The organism is Streptomyces sp. NPDC058683, assembly GCF_042716195.1.
Lineage (GTDB): Bacteria > Actinomycetota > Actinomycetes > Streptomycetales > Streptomycetaceae > Streptomyces.
Genome location: NZ_JBHXSK010000049.1, coordinates 21,040 through 47,658 on the forward strand (window position 1 = coordinate 21,040; position 26,619 = coordinate 47,658).

The 26,619-nt window shown below is 71.1% G+C and carries 27 protein-coding genes; 13 read left to right on the plus strand and 14 right to left on the minus strand.

Going from position 1 to position 26,619, the window contains the following annotated elements:
- From ACFWXC_RS40315 to ACFWXC_RS40325, 3 genes are all read left to right on the plus strand, one after another.
- Positions 1–1,002, plus strand: a 1,002-nt coding sequence (locus ACFWXC_RS40315) for a metallophosphoesterase (RefSeq protein ID WP_384486993.1), incomplete at its 5' end; no start/stop codon positions are given.
- A 200-nt stretch (positions 1,003–1,202) separates the two neighbouring features.
- Positions 1,203–2,759: an ABC transporter substrate-binding protein gene (locus tag ACFWXC_RS40320; protein WP_384486995.1), complete on the plus strand. Its 1,557-nt coding sequence runs from the start codon at positions 1,203–1,205 to the stop codon at positions 2,757–2,759.
- Between the two features lie 61 nt (positions 2,760–2,820).
- Positions 2,821–3,222 carry an ATP-binding protein gene (locus ACFWXC_RS40325; RefSeq protein WP_384486997.1) on the plus strand — a complete coding sequence of 134 codons (402 nt, stop codon included), beginning with the start codon at positions 2,821–2,823 and terminating at the stop codon, positions 3,220–3,222.
- Positions 3,223–3,298: 76 nt separating this feature from the next.
- Here ACFWXC_RS40325 and ACFWXC_RS40330 read toward each other — a convergent pair whose 3' ends face one another.
- Both ACFWXC_RS40330 and ACFWXC_RS40335 read right to left on the minus strand, forming a co-directional pair.
- On the minus strand, positions 3,299–4,735 hold the full coding sequence (locus ACFWXC_RS40330) for a sensor histidine kinase (protein WP_384486999.1): 1,437 nt from the start codon (positions 4,733–4,735) through the stop codon (positions 3,299–3,301).
- Complete coding sequence (locus ACFWXC_RS40335; protein WP_384487001.1) at positions 4,732–5,421, minus strand: response regulator transcription factor; 690 nt, start codon at positions 5,419–5,421, stop codon at positions 4,732–4,734. The genes ACFWXC_RS40330 and ACFWXC_RS40335 overlap by 4 nt, the downstream gene beginning before the upstream one ends.
- A gap of 176 nt (positions 5,422–5,597) precedes the next feature.
- On the opposite strand from ACFWXC_RS40335, the gene ACFWXC_RS40340 reads away from it, so the two are divergent.
- Positions 5,598–8,006, plus strand: a complete 2,409-nt coding sequence (locus ACFWXC_RS40340) for an MMPL family transporter (RefSeq protein ID WP_384487118.1) — start codon at positions 5,598–5,600, stop codon at positions 8,004–8,006.
- Here the strand turns inward: ACFWXC_RS40340 and ACFWXC_RS40345 are convergent.
- From ACFWXC_RS40345 to ACFWXC_RS40390, 10 genes are all read right to left on the minus strand, one after another.
- The gene (locus ACFWXC_RS40345; RefSeq protein WP_365794476.1) at positions 7,999–8,613 is read right to left on the minus strand and encodes a Uma2 family endonuclease; all 615 of its coding nucleotides are present in this window, start codon (positions 8,611–8,613) and stop codon (positions 7,999–8,001) included. The genes ACFWXC_RS40340 and ACFWXC_RS40345 overlap by 8 nt on opposite strands.
- Before the next feature lie 90 nt (positions 8,614–8,703).
- A complete protein-coding gene (locus ACFWXC_RS40350) occupies positions 8,704–9,447 on the minus strand; it encodes a TetR/AcrR family transcriptional regulator (RefSeq protein ID WP_384487004.1) in 744 nt (247 codons plus the stop codon).
- Positions 9,448–9,456: 9 nt separating this feature from the next.
- Positions 9,457–9,951: a thiol-disulfide oxidoreductase DCC family protein gene (locus tag ACFWXC_RS40355; protein WP_384487006.1), complete on the minus strand. Its 495-nt coding sequence runs from the start codon at positions 9,949–9,951 to the stop codon at positions 9,457–9,459.
- Positions 9,948–10,355, minus strand: coding sequence for a hypothetical protein (locus tag ACFWXC_RS40360; protein WP_384487008.1), 408 nt, complete (start codon positions 10,353–10,355; stop codon positions 9,948–9,950). Before ACFWXC_RS40360 ends, ACFWXC_RS40355 begins: the two co-directional genes overlap by 4 nt.
- 94 nt (positions 10,356–10,449) lie before the next feature.
- Complete coding sequence (locus tag ACFWXC_RS40365) at positions 10,450–10,860, minus strand: VOC family protein (protein ID WP_384487010.1); 411 nt, start codon at positions 10,858–10,860, stop codon at positions 10,450–10,452.
- A gap of 101 nt (positions 10,861–10,961) precedes the next feature.
- Positions 10,962–11,741: a succinate dehydrogenase iron-sulfur subunit gene (locus ACFWXC_RS40370; RefSeq protein ID WP_384487012.1), complete on the minus strand. Its 780-nt coding sequence runs from the start codon at positions 11,739–11,741 to the stop codon at positions 10,962–10,964.
- Entirely contained in the window at positions 11,741–13,495 is a 1,755-nt protein-coding gene (gene sdhA, locus ACFWXC_RS40375) for a succinate dehydrogenase flavoprotein subunit (protein ID WP_384487014.1), read from the minus strand. The genes ACFWXC_RS40370 and sdhA overlap by 1 nt, the downstream gene beginning before the upstream one ends.
- A 19-nt stretch (positions 13,496–13,514) precedes the next feature.
- Complete coding sequence (locus ACFWXC_RS40380) at positions 13,515–13,997, minus strand: succinate dehydrogenase hydrophobic membrane anchor subunit (RefSeq protein WP_384487016.1); 483 nt, start codon at positions 13,995–13,997, stop codon at positions 13,515–13,517.
- 5 nt (positions 13,998–14,002) lie between these two features.
- Positions 14,003–14,383: a succinate dehydrogenase, cytochrome b556 subunit gene (gene sdhC, locus ACFWXC_RS40385; RefSeq protein WP_043406142.1), complete on the minus strand. Its 381-nt coding sequence runs from the start codon at positions 14,381–14,383 to the stop codon at positions 14,003–14,005.
- Between the two features lie 187 nt (positions 14,384–14,570).
- A complete protein-coding gene (locus ACFWXC_RS40390; protein WP_384487018.1) occupies positions 14,571–15,143 on the minus strand; it encodes a 2-oxo-4-hydroxy-4-carboxy-5-ureidoimidazoline decarboxylase in 573 nt (190 codons plus the stop codon).
- 158 nt (positions 15,144–15,301) lie between these two features.
- Between ACFWXC_RS40390 and ACFWXC_RS40395 the strand changes: the two genes are divergently transcribed.
- The 7 genes from ACFWXC_RS40395 (at position 15,302) to ACFWXC_RS40425 (ending at position 21,667) form a co-directional block, all read left to right on the plus strand.
- Positions 15,302–16,969, plus strand: a complete 1,668-nt coding sequence (locus tag ACFWXC_RS40395; protein ID WP_384487020.1) for a glycoside hydrolase family 20 protein — start codon at positions 15,302–15,304, stop codon at positions 16,967–16,969.
- 76 nt (positions 16,970–17,045) lie between these two features.
- The gene (locus ACFWXC_RS40400; RefSeq protein WP_384487022.1) at positions 17,046–17,834 is read left to right on the plus strand and encodes a DUF4328 domain-containing protein; all 789 of its coding nucleotides are present in this window, start codon (positions 17,046–17,048) and stop codon (positions 17,832–17,834) included.
- A gap of 75 nt (positions 17,835–17,909) precedes the next feature.
- Positions 17,910–18,395 (plus strand): hypothetical protein, encoded by a 486-nt coding sequence (locus ACFWXC_RS40405; RefSeq protein WP_384487024.1) that lies wholly within the window; start codon positions 17,910–17,912, stop codon positions 18,393–18,395.
- 87 nt (positions 18,396–18,482) lie between these two features.
- Positions 18,483–19,022: a hypothetical protein gene (locus tag ACFWXC_RS40410; protein ID WP_384487026.1), complete on the plus strand. Its 540-nt coding sequence runs from the start codon at positions 18,483–18,485 to the stop codon at positions 19,020–19,022.
- Between the two features lie 157 nt (positions 19,023–19,179).
- The gene (locus ACFWXC_RS40415; RefSeq protein WP_384487028.1) at positions 19,180–19,560 is read left to right on the plus strand and encodes a hypothetical protein; all 381 of its coding nucleotides are present in this window, start codon (positions 19,180–19,182) and stop codon (positions 19,558–19,560) included.
- A gap of 407 nt (positions 19,561–19,967) precedes the next feature.
- On the plus strand, positions 19,968–20,633 hold the full coding sequence (locus tag ACFWXC_RS40420) for an RNA polymerase sigma factor (protein ID WP_351693236.1): 666 nt from the start codon (positions 19,968–19,970) through the stop codon (positions 20,631–20,633).
- Positions 20,633–21,667 (plus strand): hypothetical protein, encoded by a 1,035-nt coding sequence (locus tag ACFWXC_RS40425; protein ID WP_384487030.1) that lies wholly within the window; start codon positions 20,633–20,635, stop codon positions 21,665–21,667. The genes ACFWXC_RS40420 and ACFWXC_RS40425 overlap by 1 nt, the downstream gene beginning before the upstream one ends.
- 216 nt (positions 21,668–21,883) lie before the next feature.
- Here ACFWXC_RS40425 and ACFWXC_RS40430 read toward each other — a convergent pair whose 3' ends face one another.
- The gene (locus ACFWXC_RS40430) at positions 21,884–22,783 is read right to left on the minus strand and encodes a L,D-transpeptidase family protein (RefSeq protein WP_384487032.1); all 900 of its coding nucleotides are present in this window, start codon (positions 22,781–22,783) and stop codon (positions 21,884–21,886) included.
- A 99-nt stretch (positions 22,784–22,882) separates the two neighbouring features.
- On the opposite strand from ACFWXC_RS40430, the gene ACFWXC_RS40435 reads away from it, so the two are divergent.
- Positions 22,883–24,463, plus strand: a complete 1,581-nt coding sequence (locus tag ACFWXC_RS40435) for a methylmalonyl-CoA mutase (RefSeq protein ID WP_384487034.1) — start codon at positions 22,883–22,885, stop codon at positions 24,461–24,463.
- Between the two features lie 44 nt (positions 24,464–24,507).
- The gene (gene leuE, locus ACFWXC_RS40440) at positions 24,508–25,164 is read left to right on the plus strand and encodes a leucine efflux protein LeuE (RefSeq protein ID WP_384487036.1); all 657 of its coding nucleotides are present in this window, start codon (positions 24,508–24,510) and stop codon (positions 25,162–25,164) included.
- 17 nt (positions 25,165–25,181) lie between these two features.
- Here leuE and ACFWXC_RS40445 read toward each other — a convergent pair whose 3' ends face one another.
- Positions 25,182–26,579: an FAD-dependent monooxygenase gene (locus ACFWXC_RS40445; protein WP_384487038.1), complete on the minus strand. Its 1,398-nt coding sequence runs from the start codon at positions 26,577–26,579 to the stop codon at positions 25,182–25,184.
- Between the last annotated feature and the right edge of the window lie 40 nt (positions 26,580–26,619).

Here is a 26,619-nt window from a genome sequence, read left to right on the forward strand (position 1 = left end):
CTCGCCTCGGAACGCCTCGCCTCGGAACGCCCCGCCTCGGAACGCCCCGTTCCGGCGCGCCCCGTCTCGGAACGTCCCGAACCGGAGCGCCCCGTAAGGGGCGCGGGGAACTGCGCGACCAGCCCCCACGACGAGCAACTGTCACAACATTCCGAAACCACCCCAAAAACCCCTAACCCCACCCGCCGCCTGATCGTCTCCCGAATCGTCGGCGGCGCAGCCGCAACGGCCGCCGTGGCAACCGTCGGCTACGGCACCTACGGAGTCCTCCGCGGCCCCAGCGTGAAACGCGTCACCGTCCCGCTCGCCAAACTCCCCCGGGCCGCCCACGGTTACCGCATCGCCGTGGTGAGCGACATCCACCTCGGCCCCATCCTCGGCCGCGGCTTCGCGCAGCGCGTCGTGGACACGATCAACGCCACCCAGCCCGACCTGATCGCGGTCGTCGGCGACCTCGTCGACGGCAGCGTCAAGGACCTCGGCCCCGCCGCCGCCCCCCTCGCCCAGTTGTCGGCACGGCACGGCGCCTTCTTCGTCACCGGCAACCACGAGTACTTCTCCGGCGCCGCCCAGTGGGTCGAGGAGGTGCGCCGGCTGGGCCTGCGCCCGCTGGAGAACGCCCGTACCGAGCTGGACCGTTTCGACCTCGCCGGCGTGAACGACATCGCGGGCGAAAGCACGGGCCAGGGCCCGGACTTCGACCGGGCGCTCGGCGACCGGGACCCGGCCCGCGCCTGTGTGCTCCTCGCCCACCAGCCGGTCCAGATCCACGAGGCCGTCCGCCACCACGTCGACCTCCAGCTCTCCGGCCACACCCACGGCGGCCAGCTCTGGCCCGGCAACCTCATCGCGGCCGCGGCCAACCCGACCGTCGCGGGCCTCGACCGGTACGGCGACACCCAGCTGTACGTCTCCCGGGGAGCCGGTGCCTGGGGACCGCCCACGCGCGTCTGGGCGCCCTCCGACATCACGGTCGTCGAACTGGCGTCGAAGCAGGCCTGAGCTCCGGACGCCTGTGGAGGAGCTGTGAAATCCGGGGGAAACAAGCCTTCGGTAAGTTCTTCCTCATCTAGTCGGATCACTCTTCCCCCACACGAAACACCTGTGGTTAGGTGAGCCGCGTCACTTAGGGGAGTGGCACTTGGGGAGGGCCTGGGTAGGGCCTGGACGGGCCCGTGCGGGCCCTGGGGAGGGCACCAACCATGCGATCTGTTCGCATGCGGATTCTCGTGACGCTTCTCGTACTGGCGATCGTGGGGATCGGCGGCTGGCAGCTGCTGCCGTCGCAGGAGAACAAGAACAAGACGATCACCGTCGGTACGACCGACGCCGTCACCTCGCTCGACCCGGCAGGCGCCTACGACGCCGGTTCCTGGGCGTTGTTCAACAACGTCTTCCAGTCGCTGCTCACGTTCGAGCCCGGCGGTGTCCAGCCGGTCCCGGACGCGGCCGAGAGCTGTCGCTTCACGGACACCGGTCTGCAGACGTACCGGTGTGTGATCCGCGACGGGATCACCTTCCCGAGCGGCCGGGCGATGACCGCCGAGGACGTGAAGTTCTCCTTCGACCGGGTCAAGAAGATCAACTCCGATGTCGGTCCGGCTTCCCTGCTCTCGACGCTCTCGTCGGTCAGCGCCTCCGGCAAGACGGTGACCTTCCATCTGTCGTCCCCGGACGCGACGTTCCCGTACAAGGTGGCCACCGGCGCCGGTTCGATCGTCGACAAGGACAAGTACCCGGCGAACGGCCTGCGCACCGACAACTCGGTGGACGGCACCGGCCCGTACCGTCTGACGTCGTACGCGAAGGGCAAGCAGGCGTCCCTGCAGCCCAACGCCGACTACAAGGGCGACATCAGCGGCTCCGGCCGCCCCGTCAAGCTGGACTACTACACCGACTCGGCCAAGCTCAGCAGTGCGTACAAGGCGAAGGAGATCGACGTCGCCACCCGCACGCTGCCGCCGGCGATGGTGTCCAAGCTCTCGCCGAGCGACCCCGACCAGCGGGTCACGGAGTCCGACAGCGCCGAGACCCGCAACCTGTACTTCAACACCCGTAAGAACTCCGCCCTGCACGACGTCCTCGTCCGCCGTGCGCTGGCCTGGCTGGTCGATCGCGAGAAGCTGGCCGCCACCGTGTACGACGGGACGGTGGAGCCGCTGTACTCGCTGATCCCGACCGGCCTCACCGGCCACACCACGTCCTTCTTCGACCAGTACCCGTCGCAGAGCGTCGACAAGGCGAAGGCGCTGCTGGAGCAGGCCGGCGTCAGCACCCCGGTCGAGTTCACCTTCGGCTACGGCATCGGCCACGGCGCGGGAGCCGAGGAGGCCGCCGCGCTGAAGAAGCAGCTGGAGGCGGGCGGCCTGTTCAAGGTCGACGTCAAGGGATACGAGTGGACCGACTTCCAGAAGTCGTGGGCCACGGGCAAGATGGACGCCTGGGCGGTCGGCTGGGTCGCCGACTATCCCGACCCGGACACCTTCGGCGCCTCCCTGGTCGGCAGCGACTCCGTGATGAGCACGGGCTACAGCAACAAGGCCGTCGACGGTCTCATCCAGGACAGCCAGAAGTTCGCCGACCGTGCCCGCGTCGACTCGGACTTCCGCAACATCCAGACGGACGTGGCGAACGACGTGCCGCTGATCCCGCTCTGGCAGCGCACGGACTACGTCGTCAGCAGCGAGGACGTCGGCGGCACCCAGTACCTCACGGACAGCACGGGCCTGTTCCGCCTGTGGAGTCTGGACTGGATCTGACGGGGGCGGACACCCGACGCGCCACCATGTGACTGAGGTGTGCGTGGGGTGAGGAGCAGACGTGCTGAGACGCAACTCCTTCCGGCTGCCCCGGCATCCGGCGTCCGTGGGCCTGGCCCGGCACCGGGTCCGGGACCATCTGGCCGACTGGGGCCACGGCCCGGGCGACCCGGCGGTCGGTGACGCCATGCTTCTGGTGTCCGAGCTGGCCACCAACGTCGTACGCCACGGCCCGCTGCTGGAGCGGGAGTTCGAGGTGGCGGTGACGGCGCTGGCGGACGGCTCGTGCCTGATCGAGGTCTCCGACGAGGGCCGGGTGGAGCCCCGGCTCCGGATCGTCCGGGAGGACGACGAGACGGGCCGGGGCCTGCACCTGGTGGAGACGCTCGCGGCGGCGTGGGGGGTCTGGAGCAGAGGAGCCCACGGCAAGACTGTGTGGGCGCTGATCACAGCGCCCCTTTAGGGGCGCTGGGGGTACCCCCAGCCGAAGGCTGGGGGAGGAACTGCGCGACCAGCCACGATCCACCCGCACCCGAAACTCAGCCACAACGCAACGTAACAGTCACCGCCAGCCCCTCCCCAGGCGCCGTCCGCACACAAACCTCACCACCGTGCGCGTCCACCACCCCCTGCACGATCGCCATCCCCAGCCCGCTCCCCTCCGCGCTCCCCACCCGGAAGAACCGGTCGAAGATCCGCGCGGCGTCCTCCTCCGTCAGTCCCGGCCCCTCGTCGGCGACACACACCCGCACCGCCCCGTCCGACCGCTCCACCCCCAGCCGCACCGCCGCCCCGACCGGCGTGTGGGTACGGACGTTGGCCACCAGGTTCCCCAGCACCTGCCGCAGCCCCGACTCGTCGGCCCGCACCAGCACCGCCCCCTCGGCGCTCACCGCCACCCGCCGCCCCGGCTGCTGGGCCCGCAGATCCTCCGCCGCGTCCCGCACCAGCCGGCTCACGTCGACGTTCCGGAACCGGATCTCGGGCCGCTGGTCGAGCCGTGCCAGCAGCAGCAGTTCGTCGACGAGCCGGCCCATCCGGTCCACCTCGCCGTGCATCCGGTCCCAGGCCCGCCGCCGTTCCCCGGGCTCGCTCAGCATCCCCTTCTCGTACAGCTGGAGATAGCCGCGGATGGCGGAGAGCGGCGTCCGCAGCTCGTGCGACGCGTCCGCGACGAACCGGCGCAGCTGGGCGGCGCTGCGCTCGCGCGTCCGGTACGCCGTCTCCACCTGGTGCAGCATGGAGTTGAGGGCCAGCCGCAGTTGCTCGACCTCCTCGGTCGGATGCTGGCTCGACGGCACCCGCCGGGTCAGGTCGCCCTCGGCGATCGCCGACGACGTCTCCACCATGTCCTCCAGCGGCAGCATCCGGCGGCGCACGCTGAACATGGTCCAGCAGGCCAGCAGCGCCAGCAGCAGCGCGCCGACGGCGAAGTCCAGCCGGAGCGCCTTGGCTATGCCCTCGTGCAGCAGCTCGGTCGAGGAGGCCAGCAGGATGTAGGGGCCGTCGGCGAGCCGGGTCGCCGTCACCCGGTATTTCGCGCCGTGCACGGTGACGTCGCCCGGGTCGGGGGCGGCGGCGAGGGCGCGCGGGTCGTGCACGGCGGCCGCCAGTCCGCGCTGGGCCTCGGTCGGCGCCATGTCGAAGACCTCGACGGCGCTGCCCCCGGCGTCGACCACGGCGAAGATCGAGCCCGGTGCCGGGTCGGACTCCGTCGGCACCATCCGGTCGCGGATGACGCCGAGCGTGCCCAGGGAGTCGACCTGCCGCAGGGTGAGCCCCGAACTCCCCAGCGAGGTACGCATCTTGAGCAGCGAGGAGTCGACCTGGTCGAGGAGGTACAGCCGCATGCCCATGATGCTGATGGTGGTCGCCGCCACGATGCCGACCGCGAGGAGGCCGACGTTGGCCAGGGTCAGCTTGCCGCGCAGCGAGTGCATGCCGTGCCGGTGCCGGCGTCGCTTCCCGACGTTCATGCCAGGCCGTATCCGACACCCCGCCGGGTGGTGATCACCGGCGCGCCCAGGGTGTCCAGCTTGCGCCGCAGATAGCTGATGTAGGTCTCCACGACGGTCGACTCGGACGGCGCGTGCTCGTACTGCCAGACGTGCCTGAGCAGTTGCTCCTTGGGGACGATCCGGCCACCGTTGCGCACCAGGAAGCGCAGCAGCGCGTACTCGGTCGGGGTCAGCTCGACCGTGCGGCCGGCCCGGTGCACCGAGTACGTCGTCTCGTCCAGCTCCAGGTCGCCGTAGCGCAGCGGCGGGTGCTGCTGGATGACGTCGGCCGGGCGGGTGCGGCGCAGTACGGCGCCGATGCGGGCGACGACCTCGTCGATGTTGAACGGCTTGGTGATGTAGTCGTCGCCGTAGCCGAGCGCGCCGACTATCTCCGCCGGCGCGTCCCGTGCGGTCAGGAAGACCAGGGTCAGGTCCGGCTGCCGGGCGCGCAGTTCGCGGGCCAGGGCCCGGCCGTCGCCGTCCGGCAGCATCACGTCCAGCAGGGCGGCGTCGGGGCGGGTGCGCTCGGCCAGCGTGAGGGCGTCCCGGACCGTGCCGGCCGTCATCACCTCGAACCGGTGGTAGCGCAGGGCGATGGCGAGGACGTCCGCGATGCTCGGCTCGTCCTCCACGATCAGCACGGTGCTGCCTGGAGCCGTCATGCCCCCAGTATCGGCGCGACCACCGACAGCCGGGGGGCTCACAGCTTTGGAGTTCCTTGAGAGTCATGCGCGCCGCGTGTCCCGGCGCCCGTCCCGCCGCCAATCCTGTTGCCCAGGACCTGGGGGACCGACCGACCGAACCTACTTGATTCAAGGAGCTGTTGAGCGTGACGGCATTGGCACGGTGGTGCTATCGGCACCGGCTGGTGGTCCTGTTGCTGTGGGTGGGGGCGCTGTTCGGCGTGGGCTTCTCGGCCTCGCAGGCAGGAACGGACTACGCGAACGTCTTCTCCCTCCCCGACACGGACTCCAAGAGCGCGTACGACCTGATGCAGAAGGCCTTCCCGAACACCTCGGGCGACACGGACACCGTGGTCTGGAAGGTCACCGACGGCTCGGTGAAGGACCCGGCGGTCCAGAGCCGCATCCAGCCGGCCCTGGACACGATCGCGAAGACGACGGGCGTCGGCGCGGTCACCAGCCCCTACGACGGCGCCCAGGGCGCCGCGCAGATCAGCAAGGACGGCAAGATCGCCTACGCCCAGGTGACCTTCGTCCAGCGGGCGAACGAGATCCCCAAGGACGTCGTCCAGAAGGTCGTCGACACCGCCCAGGACGCCGAACGCGGCGGACTCCAGGTCGAGTTGGGCGGCCAGGCCATCCAGCGCGTCCAGGAGCCCCCGCAGGGCCTCTCCGAGATGGTCGGCATCGTCGCGGCGGCGGTCGTCCTCTTCCTCGCCTTCGGCTCCTTCTTCGCCATGACCCTTCCCATCGCGATCGCGGTCTTCGGCGTCGGCATGGGCCTGTTCTCCACCCAGCTCCTCAGCCACACCACGAACATCCCGGACATCGCCCCGCTGCTCGCCTCCCTGATCGGCCTCGGCGTCGGCATCGACTACGCCCTGTTCATCGTCACCCGGCACCGCCGGGGCATCCTGCGCGGCATGGACCCCGAGGAGTCGGCGGTGACCGCACTCAACACCTCGGGCCGTGCGGTGCTGTTCGCGGGCGGCACGGTCTGCATCGCGCTGGCCGGCATGCTGGTCACCCGGCTCCGCTTCCTGGACGGCGTGGTCATCGGCACCTCCTTGACGGTGGTGCTCAGCGTCCTGGCCGCCATCACCCTCCTGCCCGCCCTGCTCGGCTTCCTCGGCCCGCGCGTCCTCAGCCGACGCCAGCGCCGCCGGCTGGCCGCCGAGGGCCCCGAACCGGAGAGCACGAGCGGCCTGGCGGCCCGCTGGTCGGTGAACGTCCAGAAGCGCCCGAGGCGCATCGCCGTGCTCGCGGTGGTCGTCATGGCGGTCCTCGCCATCCCGGTCCTCTCCCTGCGCCTCGGCGCCACCGACCAGGGCAACGACGACGCGTCGACGACCACCAGGAAGGCCTACGACCTCCTCGCCGAGGGCTTCGGCCCCGGCTTCAACGGACCGCTCCAGGTGGTCAGCGCGGGCGGTGACACGGCGAAGCTGGTCCAGGGCATCGAGACGACCCCCGGAGTCGCCCGGGCCGCCGCGCTGCCGCCCGCGCAGGGTGTCACCGTCATCCAGGTGATCCCGACCACCTCACCCCAGTCCAAGGAGACCGACGACCTGATCGACACGCTCAGGGACCAGGTGATCCCGAAGGCGGGCGCGGAGGCGCACGTGGGCGGGGTGACGGCGGTCTCCAAGGACTTCGCCTCGGTCACCGGCGACCGGCTGCCGCTCTTCATCGCCACGATCATCGGCCTGGGCTTCCTGCTCCTGCTGGTCGCCTTCCGCTCCCTGGTGGTCCCGCTGACGGCGGCGGTGATGAACCTGATCGCGGCGGCCGCCTCCTTCGGCGTCCTGGTCGCGGTCTTCCAGTGGGGCTGGGGCCTGGACCTGCTGGGCCTCGGCAAGGAGGGCCCGATCAACGCGTTCCTCCCGGTCATCATGCTGTCCCTCCTCTTCGGCCTCTCGATGGACTACCAGGTGTTCCTTGTGAGCCGGATGCACGAGGAGTGGGTGCACACGAGGGACAACGCGCGGGCGGTCCGGGTCGGCCTCGCGGAGACCAGCCGGGTCATCAATTCGGCGGCCCTGATCATGGTCTGCGTCTTCCTGGCCTTCGTCCTGAGCGGCGACTCGGGCGCGGCGATGGCGGGCGTCGGCCTGGCGGCGGCGGTGGCGCTCGACGCGTTCATTCTCCGTACGGCGCTGGTCCCGGCGGCGATGCACCTGTTCGGCAACTCCAACTGGTGGCTGCCGGACTGGCTGGAGAAGCGGCTGCCGCACCTCGCGGTGGAGCCGGCGGAGGAGGCCGCCCCGGAGCCCGCCGAGCCGACCGGCCCGGCCACGGCGATCCACGGCTTCGTCCGCACGGCGGACGGCGACCCGGTGGAGGACGCGTCGGTGACCCTGATGTCCAAGGGCGGGCGCCAGCTGGACCGGGTGACGTCGCTGGCGGACGGCTCCTACATCGTGTCGGTACCGGCGCCGGGTTCCTACCTGCTGGCGGTGACGTCTTCGGCGTACGGCTCACGCGCCCGGCACGTGGTGGTGACGGAGGGGGCGCTGGTGTACGACGTGGAACTGACCGGGGACGAGGTGGACGCGGTCAATTAGCTTTCTTCTGCGCGGCCTTGAGGATCTGATCCACGTCGAGGGTGACCTTGGCGCCGATCGATTCGGGCAACGCGACGGTCTCGCCGGGAGAGTACGGGCGGTGGTGCTCGTACTTCTCCCCGGTGGGATCGGTGAGCACGTGGAGACGCTGGTGCTTGCGGTCGACGATGACGTAGACCGGGACCTTGGCCTGGGCGTAGGCGAGGGCCTTGGTCTTCAGGTCGTCTTTCCAGTTGCTGGAGGTGACCTCCAGCACGAGACGGAAGCAGACCGGGTCGTAGGCATTGTTCTCGACGAGGTAGTCGTCGATGTCGGCGTCCACGATCGACAGGTCGGGGATGGCGTAGTCCTCGGCTCCCGCGGGCAGCCAGAGGCCGACGCCTTGCAAGACGTCGGTTTCGCCGTCGGCCAGCCCCGCGGCGATAAAAGGGACCATGAGCTTGGTCAGGGCACGGGCGTGTGGGGCGTCCGGTGCTGGGGTCACGAGGAGGTGGCCTCCGATGATCTCGACGCGGTAGCCCGGATGCCGCTCCATGATCTCGTCGGCGATGGCCGTGAGTGAGAACGGCTCGTCGTCGAAGGGGTGCTCGATGGCTGCGGCGGACATCGCGTGCCTCCCGTGGGCTGGTGTCGAGGAAATCATCGTAGGCAGCCAAGCCCCCCGCTGTCCCCTTCGACCCCCTTCACCCGAAAGTGATCACTTACCCTTCGCCGCCTTGCCCGCCGGATCCGGCAGCACCCGCGTCATCCCCGGCAGGAAGTCCGTGAACAGTTCGTGGACCTCCAGCACGAGCGGCCGGAGCACCCGGAACCGCGCGAGCGAGACGCCGCGCGCGGTCAGCCGGGCCCCCCGCTCGGCCAGCCGATAGCTCCGCTCGCGCCCCTCGGTGCGGTCGAAGATCCAGTACAGGACCAGGCCCATCTGTGAGAGCCACATCAACTCGGGCAGGACGTCCCGCAGTTCCGGCGCGACCTTGGTCTTCGCCCCGGCCAGCACCTCCCGGTGCACGCTGATCGCCTCCACGCGCGCGTGCTCGCTCTCCGGGGAGAACGGGCTGAGCGGGCTGTCGGGGTCGGCGGCGTTCTTGAAGAAGTGGACCGCGAACTCGTGGTACGGCAGGGCGATGTCCAGCCACACCTTGAGGACTCCGGCGAGCCGCGCCTCCAGGTCGGTCTCCTTGTCCAGGACCTCGCGGACCGCCACCCGGTGCTCGGCGGCGAGCTGGTCGTAGAAGCCCTGGATCAGGTGTTCCTTGCCGGCGAAGTAGTAGTACGCGTTGCCCACGGAGACCCCGGCCTCCGTGGCGATGGCCCGCATGGTGGTCTTCTCGTAGCCGCGCTCCCGGAACAGCCGCATCGCCGTCTCCAGGATCAGCGCGCGGGTCTGCTCGGACTTGCTCGGCGTATCGGCCTCGACAGGACCGTCGTTCTTCGCGGACACGGACAGAGCCTAACGAGTGGCGCAGACGCCGCCGGCACAGCCCGGAGGGTCGTAGACCCATCCGAGCCCGGGGTCGTAGACCCACCCGTCCTCGCGCCGGTAGACCTTCCCGCCCCACTGGGCGCCCCGCCACCGGGCGGCGGCGAGTACCGCGCCCCGGGCCAGCCGGGCTCCGGCCGGGGTGCTCAGCCTGTGTGCCAGCGGCCGGTGCTCTCGGAGCGCCCACAGGACGACGATCCAGGCGGCCGTGTCCCGGTAGACCTGCCCGGAGTCGCCGACGACGGTGACCTCGTCGAGGGTGGCGGAGTGGTCGAGCCCGGGGAAGCGGGCGCGGGCCTCGGCCGACGCCGCCGGGACCAGGGTGAGCGGTACCAGCTGCGGCTGCCGCGCGAGCCAGTCGCGCAGGTGGGTGCAGAGGGTGCACTCGGCGTCGTAGAGAACGGTGAGCCCGCGGACCGGGACGCGCGTGGCGCCCCGGTCGTCGGTGGCCGGCACGGTGCTCACGCCCCGGCCGCCGGCGCGGTCCAGCCCTGCGGCGGGACGGGCGGGAGCTGTTCCTTCTCCATGACCCCGCGCCGCCGTATCCGGTTGAGGACGTACACGTTGCCGAGGTGCATCACGCCGAGCACCAGCAGCACGACGCCGAGCTTGGCCGACAGGGTCTCGAAGATGTCCCGGGTGTCGTCGACGGTGTCGCTGGTGTGCAGGTATAGCGCGACGAAGCCGAGGTTGACGAGGTAGAAGCCGACGACCAGAAGGTGGTTGACGGCGTCGGCGAGCTGCTCGTTCCCGTGCAGTACGTCGGAGAGGAAGATCCGCCCGTTGCGGCTGAGCGTGCGGGCCACCCAGATGGTCAGTCCGATGCTGACGAGCAGGTAGATGACGTAGGCGATGACCGTGCGGTCCATGCCCCACCCCTTCTTGAACGCGTTCAAAACGCTGACAGGGATGACTGTAGCCCTGCTTTTGAACGTGTTCAACTCAAAGGTGGAGTGACCCCGTTCACGCCCGCCGTGCCAGCTCCGGCCGCTTGCTGTAGTCGGTGAACCCGAGGACGTTCCCCCAGGGGTCGGCGATCTCGACGGTCCATCCGGTGGCGACGGAGAACGGCGCGTCGAGCACGGCGATCCCGGCCTCGGCCAGCCGCCCCGCCGCGGCCCGCGCGTCCGGCACCTCCAGCCACAGCCGCGGGGCGGCCCACACCGGCGTCCGCCGCCCCAGCCCCGCCTCGGCCCGCAGCAGGATCCCGGGCGTCTCGCCCCCGACCTTCAGCAGGGCGATGCCGCCCTCGTCGAACCGGAACCCGACCGTGAACCCGGCGCGCTCGTAGAAGCCGACGGCATCCGCGAGGTCCCCGACGGGGAACAGCACGTTGTCGAACCCGAGCAGTTCGTACGACTCGTCATCTGACATACCGTCAGGTTAGAACCGCGCACCCGCACCGGCCGCAGACACGCGGAAGGGCCCCGCTCCTTCCGAGGAGCGGGGCCCTTGTGGTCCTGGCGGAGCCGGGATCAGAAGCGGCGCGTGATCAGGGCGCGCTTGACTTCCTGGATCGCCTTGGTGACCTCGATGCCGCGCGGGCAGGCGTCCGTGCAGTTGAAGGTCGTGCGGCAGCGCCAGACGCCGTCGCGGTCGTTCAGGATCTCCAGGCGCTGCTCGCCCGCCTCGTCACGCGAGTCGAAGATGAAGCGGTGCGCGTTGACGATCGCCGCCGGGCCGAAGTACTGGCCGTCGTTCCAGAAGACCGGGCAGGACGACGTGCACGCGGCGCACAGGATGCACTTCGTGGTGTCGTCGAAGCGCTCGCGGTCCGCGGCGGACTGCAGACGCTCGCGCGTCGGCTCGTTGGTGTCGTTCGTGATGAGGAACGGCATCACGTCCCGGTACGCCTGGAAGAACGGCTCCATGTCGACGACCAGGTCCTTCAGGACCGTCAGGCCCTTGATGGGCTCGACCGTGATCGGCTTCTCGGGGTTGATGTCCTTGATCAGCGTCTTGCAGGCGAGGCGGTTCTTGCCGTTGATCCGCATCGCGTCCGAGCCGCAGATGCCGTGCGCGCAGGAGCGGCGGAAGGTCAGCGTGCCGTCGACGTCCCACTTGATCTTGTGGAGGCCGTCGAGGACGCGCTCCTTCGGGTCGATCTCCAGCTGGAAGTCTTCCCAGACGGCGTCCGCCGAGACCTCCGGGTTGAAGCGGCGGATCCGGAAGGTGACCGTGATGTACGGGGAGTCGGCGAAGCCGGGCTCGGGCTGGCCGGCCGCGTCCGCCTTGTCCAGAACAGGGGTTGCCATCAGTACTTACGCTCCATCGGCTGGTAGCGGGTCTGGACGACCGGCTTGTAATCGAGACGGATGGACTCGGCGCCGTCGTCGCCCACCTCGCGGTACGCCATGGTGTGGCGCATGAAGTTGACGTCGTCGCGGTTGGGGTAGTCCTCGCGGTAGTGACCGCCGCGCGACTCCTTGCGGGCCAGGGCGGAGACCGCCATGACCTCGGCCAGGTCCAGCAGGTTGCCGAGCTCGATGGCCTCCAGCAGGTCGGTGTTGAACCGCTTGCCCTTGTCCTGGATCGAGACGTTCCGGTAGCGCTCGCGGAGCTCCGCGATCTTCTCCACGGCCGTCTTGATCGTCTGCTCGGTACGGAACACCATGACGTTGGCGTCCATCGTGTCCTGCAGCTCCCGGCGGAGCGTGGCGACCCGCTCGTTGCCCGTCGAGGTGCGCAGCTGCTCGATCTGCGAGACGACGAACTCGGCCGGGTTCTCCGGCAGGTCCACGTAGTCCGCGGTGTGGCTGTACTCCGCGGCGGCGATGCCCGCCCGGCGGCCGAACACGTTGATGTCCAGCAGGGAGTTCGTGCCCAGCCGGTTGGCGCCGTGCACCGACACACAGGCGACCTCGCCGGCCGCGTACAGGCCCGGCACGACCGTCGTGTTGTCGCTCAGGACCTCACCCTGGACGTTCGTCGGGATGCCGCCCATCGCGTAGTGCGCGGTGGGCTGGATCGGGATCGGGTCCGTGTACGGCTCGATACCGAGGTAGGTGCGCGCGAACTCGGTGATGTCCGGGAGCTTGGCGTCCAGCTGCTCCGGCGGGAGGTGGGTGAGGTCGAGGTAGACGTGGTCGCCCTCGGGACCGCAGCCGCGGCCCTCCCGGATCTCCGTGTAGATGGACCGGGAGACGACGTCACGGGACGCGAGGTCCTTCATGACCGGCGCGTACTTCTCCATGAAGCGCTCGCCGTCCTTGTTGCGGAGGATGCCGCCCTCACCACGGGCGCCCTCCGTCAGCAGGATGCCCATGCGCCAGATGCCGGTCGGGTGGAACTGGAAGAACTCCATGTCCTCCAGCGGCAGCCCGCGACGGTAGACGGCCGCCTGGCCGTCACCGGTGAGCGTGTGCGCGTTGGACGTGACCCGGAAGAACTTGCCGGTGCCGCCGGACGCGTAGATGACGGCCTTCGCCTGGAAGACGTGGATCTCGCCGGTCGCCAGCTCGTAGGCCACGACACCGGCCGAGCGCTTCTCGCCGTCGACCTCGGTCATCAGCTGGTCGAGGACGTAGAACTCGTTGAAGAACTCCACGCCCTCCTTGACGCAGTTCTGGTACAGCGTCTGGAGGATCATGTGGCCGGTGCGGTCGGCCGCGTAGCAGGACCGGCGGACCGGCGCCTCGCCGTGGTTGCGGGAGTGCCCGCCGAACCGGCGCTGGTCGATCGTCCCGTTGGGCGTCCGGTTGAACGGCAGGCCCATCTTCTCCAGGTCGAGGACGGCGTCGATGGCCTCCTTCGCCAGGATCTCGGCGGCGTCCTGGTCGACCAGGTAGTCACCGCCCTTGATCGTGTCGAAGGTGTGCCACTCCCAGTTGTCCTCCTCCACGTTGGCCAGCGCGGCGGCCATGCCGCCCTGCGCGGCGCCCGTGTGGGAGCGGGTGGGGTAGAGCTTGGTCAGGACCGCGGTGCGGCTGCGCTTCGTCGACTCGATGGCCGCGCGCATGCCCGCGCCGCCGGCGCCGACGATGACGGTGTCGTACTTGTGGATCTTCATGATTCTCGCAGCCCCGTGCCTAGCGGATGTTCGGGTCGAAGGTGAAGATCACCAGCGAGCCCAGCAGGATGGTGAACACCGTGGCCGTGTAGAGCAGGCCCTTCAGCCACAGCCGGGTGTTCGCGCGCTCCGCGTAGTCGTTGATGATCGTGCGCAGGCCGTTCGCGCCGTGCAGCATCGCGAGCCAGAGCATCAGCAGGTCCCAGACCTGCCAGAACGGCGATGCCCAGCGGCCGGCCACGAACGCGAAGCCGATCTTCGACACGCCGCCGTCGAGCACCAGCTGGATCAGCAGGTGGCCGAGGACCAGGACGACCAGCACGACGCCGGACAGGCGCATGAAGAGCCAGGCGGCCATCTCGAAGTTGCCCCGGGTGGACTTCGGGGACTTCTTGGTGCGTTTGCGCGGGGCCTCGATCAGGGGGGCCGGGTTGTCGACGTTGAAGAGGGGGGTGCCCTCGACGGGGCCGACGCCGGCTGCGGTGGTTTCAGTGGTCGACATCTGCGTCAGCTCCCGAACAGGACACGAGCGGCGTGGCCGAGAACGGGGTAAATGGCCCCGGCCATCAGGACGACCCAGACACCGACGACCGTCCAGAGCATCTGCTTCTGGTAGCGCGGGCCCTTCGACCAGAAGTCGACGGCGATGACGCGGAGGCCGTTGAGCGCGTGGAAGAGGATGGCGGCCACGAGGCCGTACTCCAGCAGTGCGACGATCGGCGTCTTGTACGTGGCTACGACCTTGTCGTAGTCCTCGGGGGAGACGCGGACGAGAGCGGTGTCCAGCACGTGAACGAACAGGAAGAAGAAAATGAGGACGCCGGTGACTCGGTGAGCCACCCAGGACCACATTCCTTCCCGGCCGCGGTACAGCGTTCCAGCCGGCACGGAAGTCCCTCCGGGAGCGGGGATTGGGGCCGCGCCGGCTTGGTGTCGGTCGGGCCCGGCCGGGTACGGTCCACCGGCCCCCAGCATCGTAGCGATGCGCTACCGCTGGGCTTACGCCGGGCCTACCGGTGTGATCAAAGTGGCACGCGTATGGGTTAGCCGGGCGCCATCCGGGGTGGGGGTGCGGTCACATGCCGGGTGCCGGTTGTCTTCGGCCGGTCGCGCCCCGCGGCGGAGCCGCTGATGTATGCAGCCCCGCGCCCCTCAGGTAGGCCGCCAGCCGTTCCCTTGCCAGGCGCCGGAGCTCCTCGGCCGCTACGACTCGTTCCTCCTCCGGATCGTTTGTCAAACGTGATCGGATGCCTTCGAGGACTCGGTCCAGGGATTCCTCGGGGTCGGTGTCGCCCAGATAGATGACGAACACGTGCCCGAACCGGGCTTCGTACGCCGCGTTCGCCGCGCTCAAGGCCGTGTAGGCCGCCGAGTACGTGTCCTCGGGCAGCTCGGGGAGCGACTCGCCCGCCAGGGCCTCGGCGAGGTCCGTCCGGGACAGGTCGTAGGCCGCCTCGTCCGCCGCCGCCAGCAGGGACTCCACGTCCGGGTAGGGGCGGTGGTCGGCGAGCCGGCGGGACCAGCGCAGGCTGCGCAGGCAGTGCAGGAGGAGGGCACCGACCTCGTCGTCGGGCGCGGTGTTGAAGGCGTCCAGCGGGGTGGGGAGGTGGGGCAGACGGTGGGCGGGCAGCGTGGGTCCTCGCGTCACATGCGGTGTGGCAGGGGATGCTGTGAGAAGAGATGTGTCGTTGACGTTATCGAGGACGTTCACGGTGTGTCGGTTGGTTGCCTCAATTTCACCCGAAGGGGAGAGTTTCGGAGCGGTCGGATGACGCCTGTGCGGTGGATGCGTCGTAGGTTGGACCGGTGAGCCAGCACAAGCGCAGGCCTTCGGTACGGCAGGTCGCGCGGAGGCGGGCGGTGATCGCCGCGGCCTTCGTCGGAACCGTCGCGCTCGGCACCGGCATCGGCGTATGGGCCGCCACCTCGGGCGACAGCGGCGGCACCCCGGCCGGATCGGCCGCCCGGCAGTCGTCCGGCGGCAGTACGGCGGCCTCGTCCGCCGATCGGGCCGCGAGCCCCACCCCCACGCCGACCCGCAGCTACCCCCTCTCCCAGGCACCGCGCACCATCCCCGCCGTGCGCTCCCACACCGCCGCCCATGGGCCCGGCTGGCGCCCCCAGAAGGGCGGGCGGGTCGTGGTGAGCGACGCGGCGCTGGCCGACGAGGGGCGGCTGACGGCGGGTGAGCTGGGGCTGTCGTACGCCGGCCAGAAGGCGGCGAACGAGGACGTCAAGGCGGGCGACCTGCGGCTCGACCTCGGCGGGACGGGCGACCCGGAGTCGTACACGATGACCGTGCGCGGCGGGTCGGTGCGGATCAGCGGGCCCGGTGACGCGGGTGTCTTCTACGGCACCCGGACGCTCAAGCAGGAGGTGCGGGGCAGCGGCAGCGCCCCGGAGGGGGTCGTCAAGGACCAGCCGGCCAAGCCGCAGCGCGGGTTCATGCTGGACATCGCGCGCAAGCCGTTCACGGCGGGCTGGATCGAAAGCCGGATAAAGGAACTGGGCGACCTGAAGTTCAACGAGTTCGGGCTGCACTTCTCTGACGACCAGGGGTTCCGGATCGAGTCCGACACCCACCCCGAGATCGTCTCCCAGGACCACCTGACCAAGGCTCAGGTCAAGCAGATCGTCGACCTCGCCGCCAGCCGGCACATCCAGGTGGTGCCCGAGATCGACTCGCCCGGTCACCTCGGCGCCGTCCTCGCCGCCCACCCGGACCTGCGGCTGCGCAACGCGCAGGGCGTCGCCACCAAGGGCGCCGTCGACATCTCCCAGGACGACTCGGCGAAGATCGTCGACGACCTGCTCGACGAGTACGCCGACCTGTTCCCGGGCTCCTACTGGAACCTCGGCGGCGACGAGTACCAGGCGCTCACCGTCGCCGACCCGCAGGCCTCCTACCCCCAGCTGGCGGACGCCGCACAGGAGGCCTACGGCGCCTCGGGCACCGTCGCCGACCTCACCACCGGCTGGCTCGACGACCGCGCCGACACCGTCCGCGCCCACGACCGGACCATGCGGGTCTGGAACGACGGCTTCCTCCGGGGCACCTCCGTGCAGCCCGCCGAGGACCTCCAGGTCGCCTACTGGACCGGCAAGGAGATCGGCGCCCGGCAGCCGGTGGAGTACCTGAGCGCGGGGCGGAAGGTCCTCAACTACAACGACGAGTTCCTCTACTACGTCCTCGGGGAGCCCAACACCTTCGTCTACCCGACCGGACAGCGGATCTACCAGCAGTGGACCCCGCGCGTGCTGCGCGGCACCGGCGCCGTGGCCACGCGGTACGACCCGCAGATCCTCGGCGGCTCCTTCGCCGTCTGGTGCGACCTCGCCAACTCCCAGACGCAGGACCAGGTCGCCGCCGGCATCCGGATGCCGCTGCGGGCCACGATCCAGAAACTCTGGGACCCGGGCACCCCGGCGATGTCCTGGACCGACTTCAAGACGCTGGCGGGCAAGCTGGGCTGACATGCGACGAGAGGTGGACGTACGGCGGTGACGGGCCGTATGTTCCGCTTCCGCGCGCGGACCAGGGGAGGGTCCCGTGCCCTACCCCGGGGGAACCGTCTTGATCTGCGCCCGCTGTCACCACTTCGCCGCCGCGCCCGGCGCCGCCCTGTGCCAACGCTGCCTGGGTGCCTCGTCCGAGCCCGTCCCGGTCTTCGGCAGCGCGCCGGGGCTGTGGCTGCGCTCACCCGTGGGCCTCGGCTGGGCCGCCGCCGTGCTGCTCGGCGCGGTCGTCGCCGCCGACCTGTTCGCCGTCTGCGCGGACCTGCTCCAGTACGACGCCACGAGCGCCCTGGCCGACGGGGAGACCGGCGCCGCCGCATTCCGCCGGGCCGACCGTGCCGACGCGCTCTCCGGCCTCGCCGCCGGCGCCCAGGCCGTGTCCCTGGTCAGCTGTGCGGTGGTGTACCTGTGCTGGTTCCAGCGGGTACGGGCCAACGCCCAGGTCTTCAACCCGTTCGGGCACCGCAAGTCGCCGGGCTGGGCGATCGGCGGCTGGTTCGTGCCGGTCGTGAACCTCTGGTACCCGCGCCGGATCACCGTCGACATCTGGGACGCCAGCAGCCCGTGGGGGACGACCCGTTCGCACGCGCTGGTCAACGCCTGGTGGACGCTCTGGCTGGCCTCGCTGTTCGCCGGCCGCACCGTGACCAGCGGCAACGGCGCCACCGGGGGCGCGGCCCAGGCCCGGGACGACGCCCTCGGGACGCTGGTCTCGGACACCCTCGACATCGCCGCCGCCGTCCTCGCGATCCTCGTCGTGGTGCGGCTGACCCGGATGCAGCACGAGAAGGCGCTGGCGGGCGCCGCCCCGGCAGCACTCTGATTCACGGCCGCACGCGTCTGGCGAACTCCCGGGCCCCTGTGGTGTATTCGGCCCGGGACGAGTGGGGGGACAGAGATGGGCCACTGGGGGTATTTCGTCGTCGGCCGGGGCGAATCGCCGCCCGACGGGGGCACCGTGCGGACCCTGGCGCCGGACGGCTGGCGGGTCTGGGAGTACGACCGTCCCGATGCCGACGTCGGCAGCATGAACGCCCTCGCCGCACGCACCGGTGCGCCCGCGCTGTTCGGCTACGTGATGGACGGCGCCTGTGTGGTCGTCGAGGCGGCGGCGCCGGAGAGCGGCGGCTGGACCACCTGCCTGGGCCGGCAGGCCGCGGCCCGCCTGCTGGGGCTCGACGAGCGGGGGCTGTCCCTGGAGGACTACTTCCTCGACCCCTTCGACGCCGCCGGCCGCGCCGTCGCCTGGGCCGCCGAGGCCGGGCACCCCGCGGACCCCGACGCGCTCCTCGCCGTACTGACCGCCGACCCCGACCCGTCGGCGCCGTTGGCCGAAAACCCTTTCTTCCGGCTGCTCGGTCTGCTGGGCGTCGTACCGCTGTGACACTCCCGGGCCCTTGCACGCAGTAAGGGGAAGTGCGGGCTCCGTACAGGTCGGCGCCTTGGTACATACCGTTGTGGGAGGCGTGGGATGAGCCTGGTGGAGCTGATCGCTCAGGCCGATGAACGCGGACTGGCCGCCAGCGGACTGGCTTGTTTGGACCGATGCGTGCCGCTGCTCGGAGGTGACGACCTGGTGCTGCGGCCGCTGTGGACGAGCCTCGCCGACGACACCGGATGGGGTGCGGGCCTGGAGCAGGCCCGGGACGCCCTGGACACCGGCGAGGCCGAGGCCGGGCTGCTCGCCCGCCGCATGCTCGACGCCGCCCCCGCGGACCGCGCCCCCGACGAGGTACGGCGGTGGGCCGATGCCTGTTCCGTCGCCTCGCTGCGGATCCACCGGCTCCTCGACCCCGCCGAGGACCCGGCACCCTCCGTCGACCCCCGCCGTGAGGGCGGCACCGAGGACATGTCCCCGCTGGTCGCCGCCGAACTGCGCCGCCAGGTCACCGTCCTCGAACTGCTCGCCGGCCACGGCGCGGCCGGGCTGCGCCGCGCGCTGGACGTCTCCACCGAGGGCCGCCGGGTGCTGCGCGCGGTGGTGTCACGCCGGGCCCGCGGGCGCGTCTGAACCCGGCCGGGAAGGCCCGCCTGAGGGTTTCCTGTGAGTGCCGTGCGGCGGAGCTGCGGCGGACTTGCGGGGGTCCTGCACCGGTTGCCGGAACGCCCCGAACGGGAGTGACGAAACCGTCGCTGACCTCGCTTTTGCCTATGTGACAGTTCACTACGTGACAGCACAGCAGCAGACCAGGCCGCACGCCGCCACGAAACCGGCACGCTGGGCGGCGGACGCGGTGGCCATGATGCGCGAGGGCGCGCGGGTCCGGCTCGACTACTCGGCACAGAGTCTGTGGCGGGTCGACCGGGTGATCGAGGAGATACGCCGGGAGGGCGCGCCGTACGACGCCGTACGGGAGATGCTGCGCGGCCTCGGGTGCTACGCCGGCGAGGTGATCGCCCGTCAGACCGGCGCCGAGTGGTGGTCGTCCGGCGGCGACCACTGGGTCCGCACCCCCGACGGCCGGCTCTGGGACCCCGTCGAGGAGGCTCGGCGGTGTTACGGCGGCCACGGTTCGCTGCGGCTGCTGTGCCGGGACGCCATGGGGTAGCCGTCGGGGCAGTCCTGGACGGACGGCCTCGGGACGGCCAGGGGCGGCGGGGCTCGGCAGGAATGCCGCCGCCGTCGGTCCCGTCGGCCGGGCAACTGGCTCTGCGCGCCTCGAAGTCGGTGCGAGCTGTCGCACCGAAGCAACGGCCGAGGCCGCCACCCCCCACAGGAGAGGCCCCGGCCGTCGCGCGGCACGGACCGCGCGGCGGCCCGTACTCTCTTCAGCGCCATGAGTGCGTTTTCTGTCACACCCCAGGGCGTCACGAGTTAGTTGCAGATTGTACGGACGTGGACGGCGAGCGGTTTCAGGTCGTAACGTGCCTTTCGCGTCGAGCGCGAATACTTGATCACTGCAACGATCGGCGGCTGCGTCGTAGCCGCGACCGACCACTTACTGGGGAACGACGGGTGCTGGGGGACGACGCGGAGTTGACCGCCGCGGTACGTGCGGCACAGGACGGGGACGAAACCGCCTTCCGCATCGTCTACCGCGCGGTGCAGCCCCGCCTGCTCGGATACGTCCGTACGCTCGTCGGCGATCCGGACGCAGAGGATGTCGCCTCCGAGGCCTGGCTGCAGATAGCCCGCGACCTCGACCGGTTCGAGGGCGACGCGGACCGGTTCCGCGGCTGGGCCGCCCGGATCGCCCGCAACCGCGCCCTCGACCACATACGGATGCGCGGCCGCCGCCCCGCGATCGGCGGCGACGAGACGGAACTGACCGGCCGGGCCGCCGATTCGGACACCGCCGGCGAGGCCATCGAGGCGCTGACCACCGACTCCACCCTCTCCCTCATCGCCCGGCTGCCCCAGGACCAGGCCGAGGCGGTCGTCCTCAGAGTCGTCATGGGCCTCGACGCCAAGACCGCCGCCGAGACGCTCGGCAAACGCGCCGGCGCCGTCCGCACGGCCGCCCACCGGGGTCTGAAGAAACTCGCGGAACTCCTCGGCGCCGACCCGGAGCAGGCGGGAGCCGTCCTCGACGCCCTTCCGCCCCAGCGAGAACCGAAGGATCGTGCGGTGACGTCCGCCACTGTGACGCATACGCGTTCGCGGACGCAGAAGGACATGTGATGGCCGACGAGCAGGACAAGTGGCTGAACCGGGTGACGGCGGAACGTCTGCTGCGCGGTGAGTCGCTGGAAGCCGTCGACGACTCCGCCCGTGACCAGGCAGAACGCCTCGCCAGGACGCTGGGCGCGCTCTCCGCGGGGACCACGCCGGCCACCGTCGAACTCCCCGGTGAGGAAGCCGCGCTGGCTGCCTTCCGCAAAGCGCGCGAATCGGCCGGGGACGAGTGGACCTCCGTGGCGCGGCAACCGGGCAGGTTCGGACGGGACTCCGACGCGGGTCTCGTCCGCATCGGCGCCGGTCCGCGGCCGCCCCGGGTCCCGGCCTGGGCCCGCCCCGCGCGGTTCGCCCTGGCCGCCGCCCTGACCGCCGGCATGCTCGGCGGGGTCGCGGTGGCCGCGGGCACCGGGGTGCTGCCGACGCCGTTCGACGGCAACCGCCCCGCGCCGGGAGCCTCCGTCTCGGCCGCCGGCACCCCCGTACGTCCGCAGGGCTCGCCCTCGACCGAGTCCCTGCTCGGCGGCGAGACCGGCGCGCCCTCCGCCAGTGCCACCTCCCGTGCCCCCGTACCGCCCTCGCCCGACCCGTCCGGCAAGCCGAAGGAGCGGGGCACCGGTTCGCGCGGCACCTCCGGGAACGGATGGAGCCGTGCGCTGGCGTTCTGCCGCGACATCCAGGACGGCAAGTCCCTGGGCGCCGACCGCAGACGTGTCCTGGAGGGCCTGGCGGGCGGCGCGGCACGGGTGAACAAGTTCTGCAAGGCCCTCGTCGGCACCGGCGCGGCCGGCCAGAACGGCGTCTCCGACGACGGCAAGGGCGACGGCAGCGGCCAGGACGGACAGAACAACGGCCCGGGCGGCAGCGGCAGTGGCAGTGGCCAGGGCGGTGACGACGACGGTCAGCCCGGCCGAAGCGGAGGCGGCGGCCGGGGCCACCACCGTCAGAACGGTGTGGTCGCGCCCTCCCCGACGGCGTTCGCACCCCTGCTCCCGAACCGGGCCGGCCTCGCGCCCGCCCCCACATACAGCGCGCTTTGACCTTTACGCACCGCTGTGACCTGCGGTTTTGAAAGCCGCTGAACTTTTTCCCGGCAGGGTGTGACGTTTTCGGCGGCGGCGGCGCAGTACAGAGTGAGCCGACTGGTCATCGGCCGTCGCACAGAGCCGGGGTTCCCCCCGTACCCGTGGCTCGTGCTTGGCGCGGGCGGGACACGTTCCCCCGGTCCCGCCCGCGCCCCACACACCTTCCGGCACTCACCAGTAGACGACGACCTTGTCGCCGTTGCGCACCTGCGCGAAGAGGGCCGAGATCGCCGCCTCGTCCCGGACGTTGACGCAGCCGTGCGAGCCGCCCGCGTAACCCCGGGCCGCGAAGTCGTAGGAGTAGTGCACCGCCTGGCCGCCGCTGAAGAACATCGCGTACGGCATCGGGGAGTGGTAGAGCGTCGACACATGGTGGAGTGACTTCCAGTAGATGTGGAACACGCCCTCACGGGTCGGGGTGTACTGGGACCCGAACCGCACCGACATCGTCGAGACCGTGCGCCCGTCGACCATCCAGCGCAGCGTCCGGCTGGTCTTGCTGATGCACAGCACCCGCCCGGTCAGGCACCGCGGATCGGGCGCGGCGGCCGGCTGACCGCCCATCAGGTACAGCTCCCACTTCCCCGGCGTGTGCGTCATCCTTTGCAGCCGCTGCCAGGTCACGGCGTCGGTCTCGCCCGTCTGCGGCAGCCCGCGCTTGCCCTGGAAGCCTTTGACGGCCTCGGCGGTGAGGTCGTCGTACGTCCCCGTCGGCCCGTCGAACAGCCAGGCGACCTGGCGCAGCCGGGCCTGGAGTCCGCGCACGCCGGTACCGGTGTCGCCGCGGGTGAAGACGATGTGCGGCGGGACGGTCTCGACGGCGGACGGCGTCGGGGCGGGAGCCGCACCGGGCGACCGGCCCGAGGCCCCGCCGGGCGTCGGGCCGGTTGTTCCGCCGGGCGTCCGGCTGTGCGGGAGCTCGATATGGACGGGCGAGTTCCCCTTGCCGTCCGTGCCGTCCGGCGGCTGCACCGTGCAGCCGCAGAGCGCGGTGAGTGCCGCGAGTACGGCGGCCGAGGCGAGCGTGCCGGCGGGCCGCCCCACGATCCCTGAGTACCCCGAGACCTTCATGCCGAGGATGCTTCCCCGCGTGACCGCCGCCGAACAACGGGGCATGGTGGGAAGTGAGAGACGTACCGGCGTACCTGCGCACCACGGAGGTCGGCCACCATGGTCCGTGAGTCGGAGTCCGGACTGCCCGTCGAGCCGGTCTACGGCCCGTCGGCACTCGCGGGCTGGGATCCGGCCGAGAAACTCGGCGACCCGGGGTCGTACCCCTTCACCAGGGGCGTCTACCCGACGATGTACACCGGCCGCCCCTGGACCATGCGCCAGTACGCCGGCTTCGGCACGGCGGCCGAGTCCAACGCCCGCTACCGGCGGCTGATCGCCCACGGCACCACGGGCCTGTCCGTCGCCTTCGACCTGCCCACCCAGATGGGCCATGACTCCGACGCCCCCCTGGCGCACGGCGAGGTCGGCAAGGTGGGCGTGGCGATCGACTCGATCGACGACATGCGGGTGCTGTTCGGCGGGATCCCGCTGGACGAGGTGTCGACGTCGATGACGATCAACGCCCCGGCTGCCGTGCTGTTGCTGCTGTACCAGCTGGTGGCCGAGGAGCAGGGGGTGCGCGCCGACCGGCTGACCGGCACGATCCAGAACGACATCCTCAAGGAGTACATCGCGCGGGGCACGTACATCTATCCGCCCGGACCGTCCCTGAGACTGATCGCGGACACCTTCCGGTACTGCCGGGCCGAGATCCCGCGGTGGAACACGATCTCGATCTCCGGCTACCACATGGCCGAGGCCGGGGCCTCCCCCGCGCAGGAGATCGCCTTCACGCTCGCCGACGGCATCGAGTACGTGCGCACCGCGCTCGCGGCCGGCCTGGACGTCGACGACTTCGCACCCCGCCTGTCCTTCTTCTTCGTGGCCCGTACGACGCTCCTGGAGGAGGTGGCCAAGTTCCGTGCGGCGCGCCGGATCTGGGCGCGGGTGATGCGGGAGGAGTTCGGGGCACGGAACCCCAGGTCGCTGATGCTCCGCTTCCACACCCAGACGGCGGGCGTCCAGCTGACGGCCCAGCAGCCGGAGGTGAACCTGGTCCGGGTGACCGTCCAGGCCCTGGCCGCGGTCCTCGGCGGCACCCAGTCGCTGCACACCAACTCCTTCGACGAGGCGATCGCCCTGCCGACGGAGAAGAGCGCCCGGCTCGCCCTGCGCACCCAGCAGGTCCTGGCCCACGAGACCGACGTCACGGCGACGGTGGACCCCTTCGCCGGTTCCTACGCGGTGGAGCGGATGACCGACGACGTGGAGGGCGCGGCCGTCGGCCTGATGGGCAGGATCGAGGAACTGGGCGGCGCGGTGGCGGCGATCGAGGCCGGTTTCCAGAAGGGCGAGATCGAACGCAACGCCTACCGCATCGCGCGGGAGACGGACGCGGGGGAGCGGGTGGTGGTCGGCGTCAACCGCTTCCGGCTCGACGAGGAGGAGCCGTACGAGCCGCTCCGCGTCGACCCGGCCATCGAGGCCCGGCAGGCGGAACGGCTGGCGCGGCTGCGCGCCGAACGGGACCGGCCGGCCGTCGACGCGGCCCTGGCCGCCCTCAAGCGGGCCGCCGAGGGCGACGACAACGTCCTCCCCCCGATGAAGGCGGCCCTGCGGGCCCGGGCGACGGTCGGGGAGGTGTGCGACGCGCTGCGGGAGGTGTGGGGCACCTACGTCCCGGCGGACGCCTTCTGACCTGCGGGGAGGAGGTGTCGGACCCGCGTGCGAGACTTCTTCGCATGTTCGGTGTCATCGATCTCCCCACCTATCTGGCAGGCCTCGTCCTGATCGTCCTGCTGCCCGGCCCCAACTCGCTGTACGTGCTCTCGGTCGCCGCCCGGCAGGGCGTACGGGCGGGGTACACGGCCGCCGCGGGGGTGTGGTGCGGCGACACTGTGCTGATGACGCTGTCCGCGGCCGGGGTGGCCTCGCTGCTCCAGGCCAACGCCGTGCTCTTCGGGATCGTGAAGTACGCGGGCGCCGGCTATCTGACCTGGCTGGCGATCGGCATGCTGCGGGCGGCCCGGTCGATGTGGCTGGCGCGCCGGGAGCGGACGGTGACCGAGGACGCGGCCCCGGGGGCCGCCGGCCCGCAGGAGCGGCCGTACCGCCGCGCCCTGGTGATCAGCCTCTTCAACCCGAAGGCGATCCTGTTCTTCGTCGCCTTCTTCGTGCAGTTCGTGGACCCGGGATACGCCTACCCGGCGCTGTCCTTCGTCGTCCTCGGCGCCTTCGCCCAGCTGGCCAGCTTCCTGTACCTGACCGCGCTGATATTCAGCGGCACCAAGCTGGCCGCCGCCTTCCGCCGCCGCAAGCGGCTGGCGGCGACGGCGACCTCGGCGGCGGGGGCGCTGTTCCTGGGCTTCGCGGTGAAGCTGACGCTGGCCGGCACCTGAGGCGGCGCCCGCATCCCTTACCGCTTACCGCGCGCTCCAGGCCCGGTACGCCCGGCGTACTCCGCCAGGCCCCGAGCCGTGTCGCCGGCCCACGCCACGTAGCCGTCCGGGCGGACGAGGAACACACCGGAGCCGTACGACTCCGGGGCCCGCAGCCGGCGCACCGACTCCGGGACGGTGTGGACCGGGTCCGGGGCCAGCAGGGTCCAGTGGGGTCCCCGGAAGGCGTCGAACATCCGCACCCCGTCCGCGTTCCGTCCGTCCGGTGCGCGGTCGCCCGCCCGCACCGGCCCCGGGTCCGTCCGGGTCTCCTCCGTCAGCGAGGACTCCCGGTAGCCGATCCCGAGCTGGACCGTCGCCTCGCCGCGCCGTACCTCGCCGCGGTGCACGCCCGTCGAGAGGTTCAGCATGGCGGCGGCGTTCGCACGGCGCTCCTCCTCGTAGGTGTCGAGGAGCGCGTCCGGGGCGTCGCCGGCGAGCACGGCGCCCAGCTTCCAGCCCAGGTTGTAGGCGTCCTGGACGCTGGTGTTCAGGCCCTGGCCGCCGGCCGGGGAGTGGACATGGGCCGCGTCCCCGGCCAGGAAGACCCGGCCCACCCGGAAGCGGTCGGCCAGGGCGGCGCGGGGGCGGAAGTCGGAGGCCCAGCGCAGCTCGGTGACGTCCGCCGCGTCCAGGTGGCTGTACGCCGACACCAGGCGCCGTACGCCCGCCAGGGACAGGTCGGCCGCCGTGCCCTCGGGCAGCTTCGCGCCCAGCTGGAAGTCGTCCGTGCCGGCCAGCGGGCACAGCGCCACGCCGTTGCCGTCGGCGCCGACGAAGACGTGCCAGTGGTCGCGGTCGAGGCCCCGCACCCGCAGGTCGGCCACCAGGAAGGGGTTCGGGTCGACCGACTCGCCGGTCATCGCGACGCCCACCGCCCGCCGTACGGCCGAGCGGCCCCCGTCCGCCGCCACCACATACCGGGCCCGGGCGGTCCTGCCGTCGGCGAAGCGGGCGGTCACCCCCTCCGCGTCCTGCTCCAGGCCCGTCAGCGCCTGCCCGAACCCGACCCGGCCGCCCAGCTCCAGCAGCCGCGCGTACAGCACCTCCTGCGTCCGCCACTGGGCGACCATCAGCGGATCGGTGTACGGCGCGCCCTCGTCCGCCGTCACCTCGTCGAAGATCGGCTGGGTCTCCAGCCGCTCGCCGTTCTTCCAGAACAGCTGGGGCGGATAGGGACCGCCGGCCGCGCGGAGCGCGTCGCGCACCCCGAGGTCGTCGAAGACCTCCTGGGTGCGGGGCTGGATCCCCTTGCCGCGTGAGCCGGGGAACAGCTTCTCGCCCGCCTCCACGACCAGCGCATCCACTCCGCGCCGGGCGAGGTCGATACCGAGGGTGAGTCCGGTGGGGCCCGCGCCCACGATCAGAACATCCATCGCACATCTCCTTAACGCCGTTAAGTGCCGTCGCTGCCAA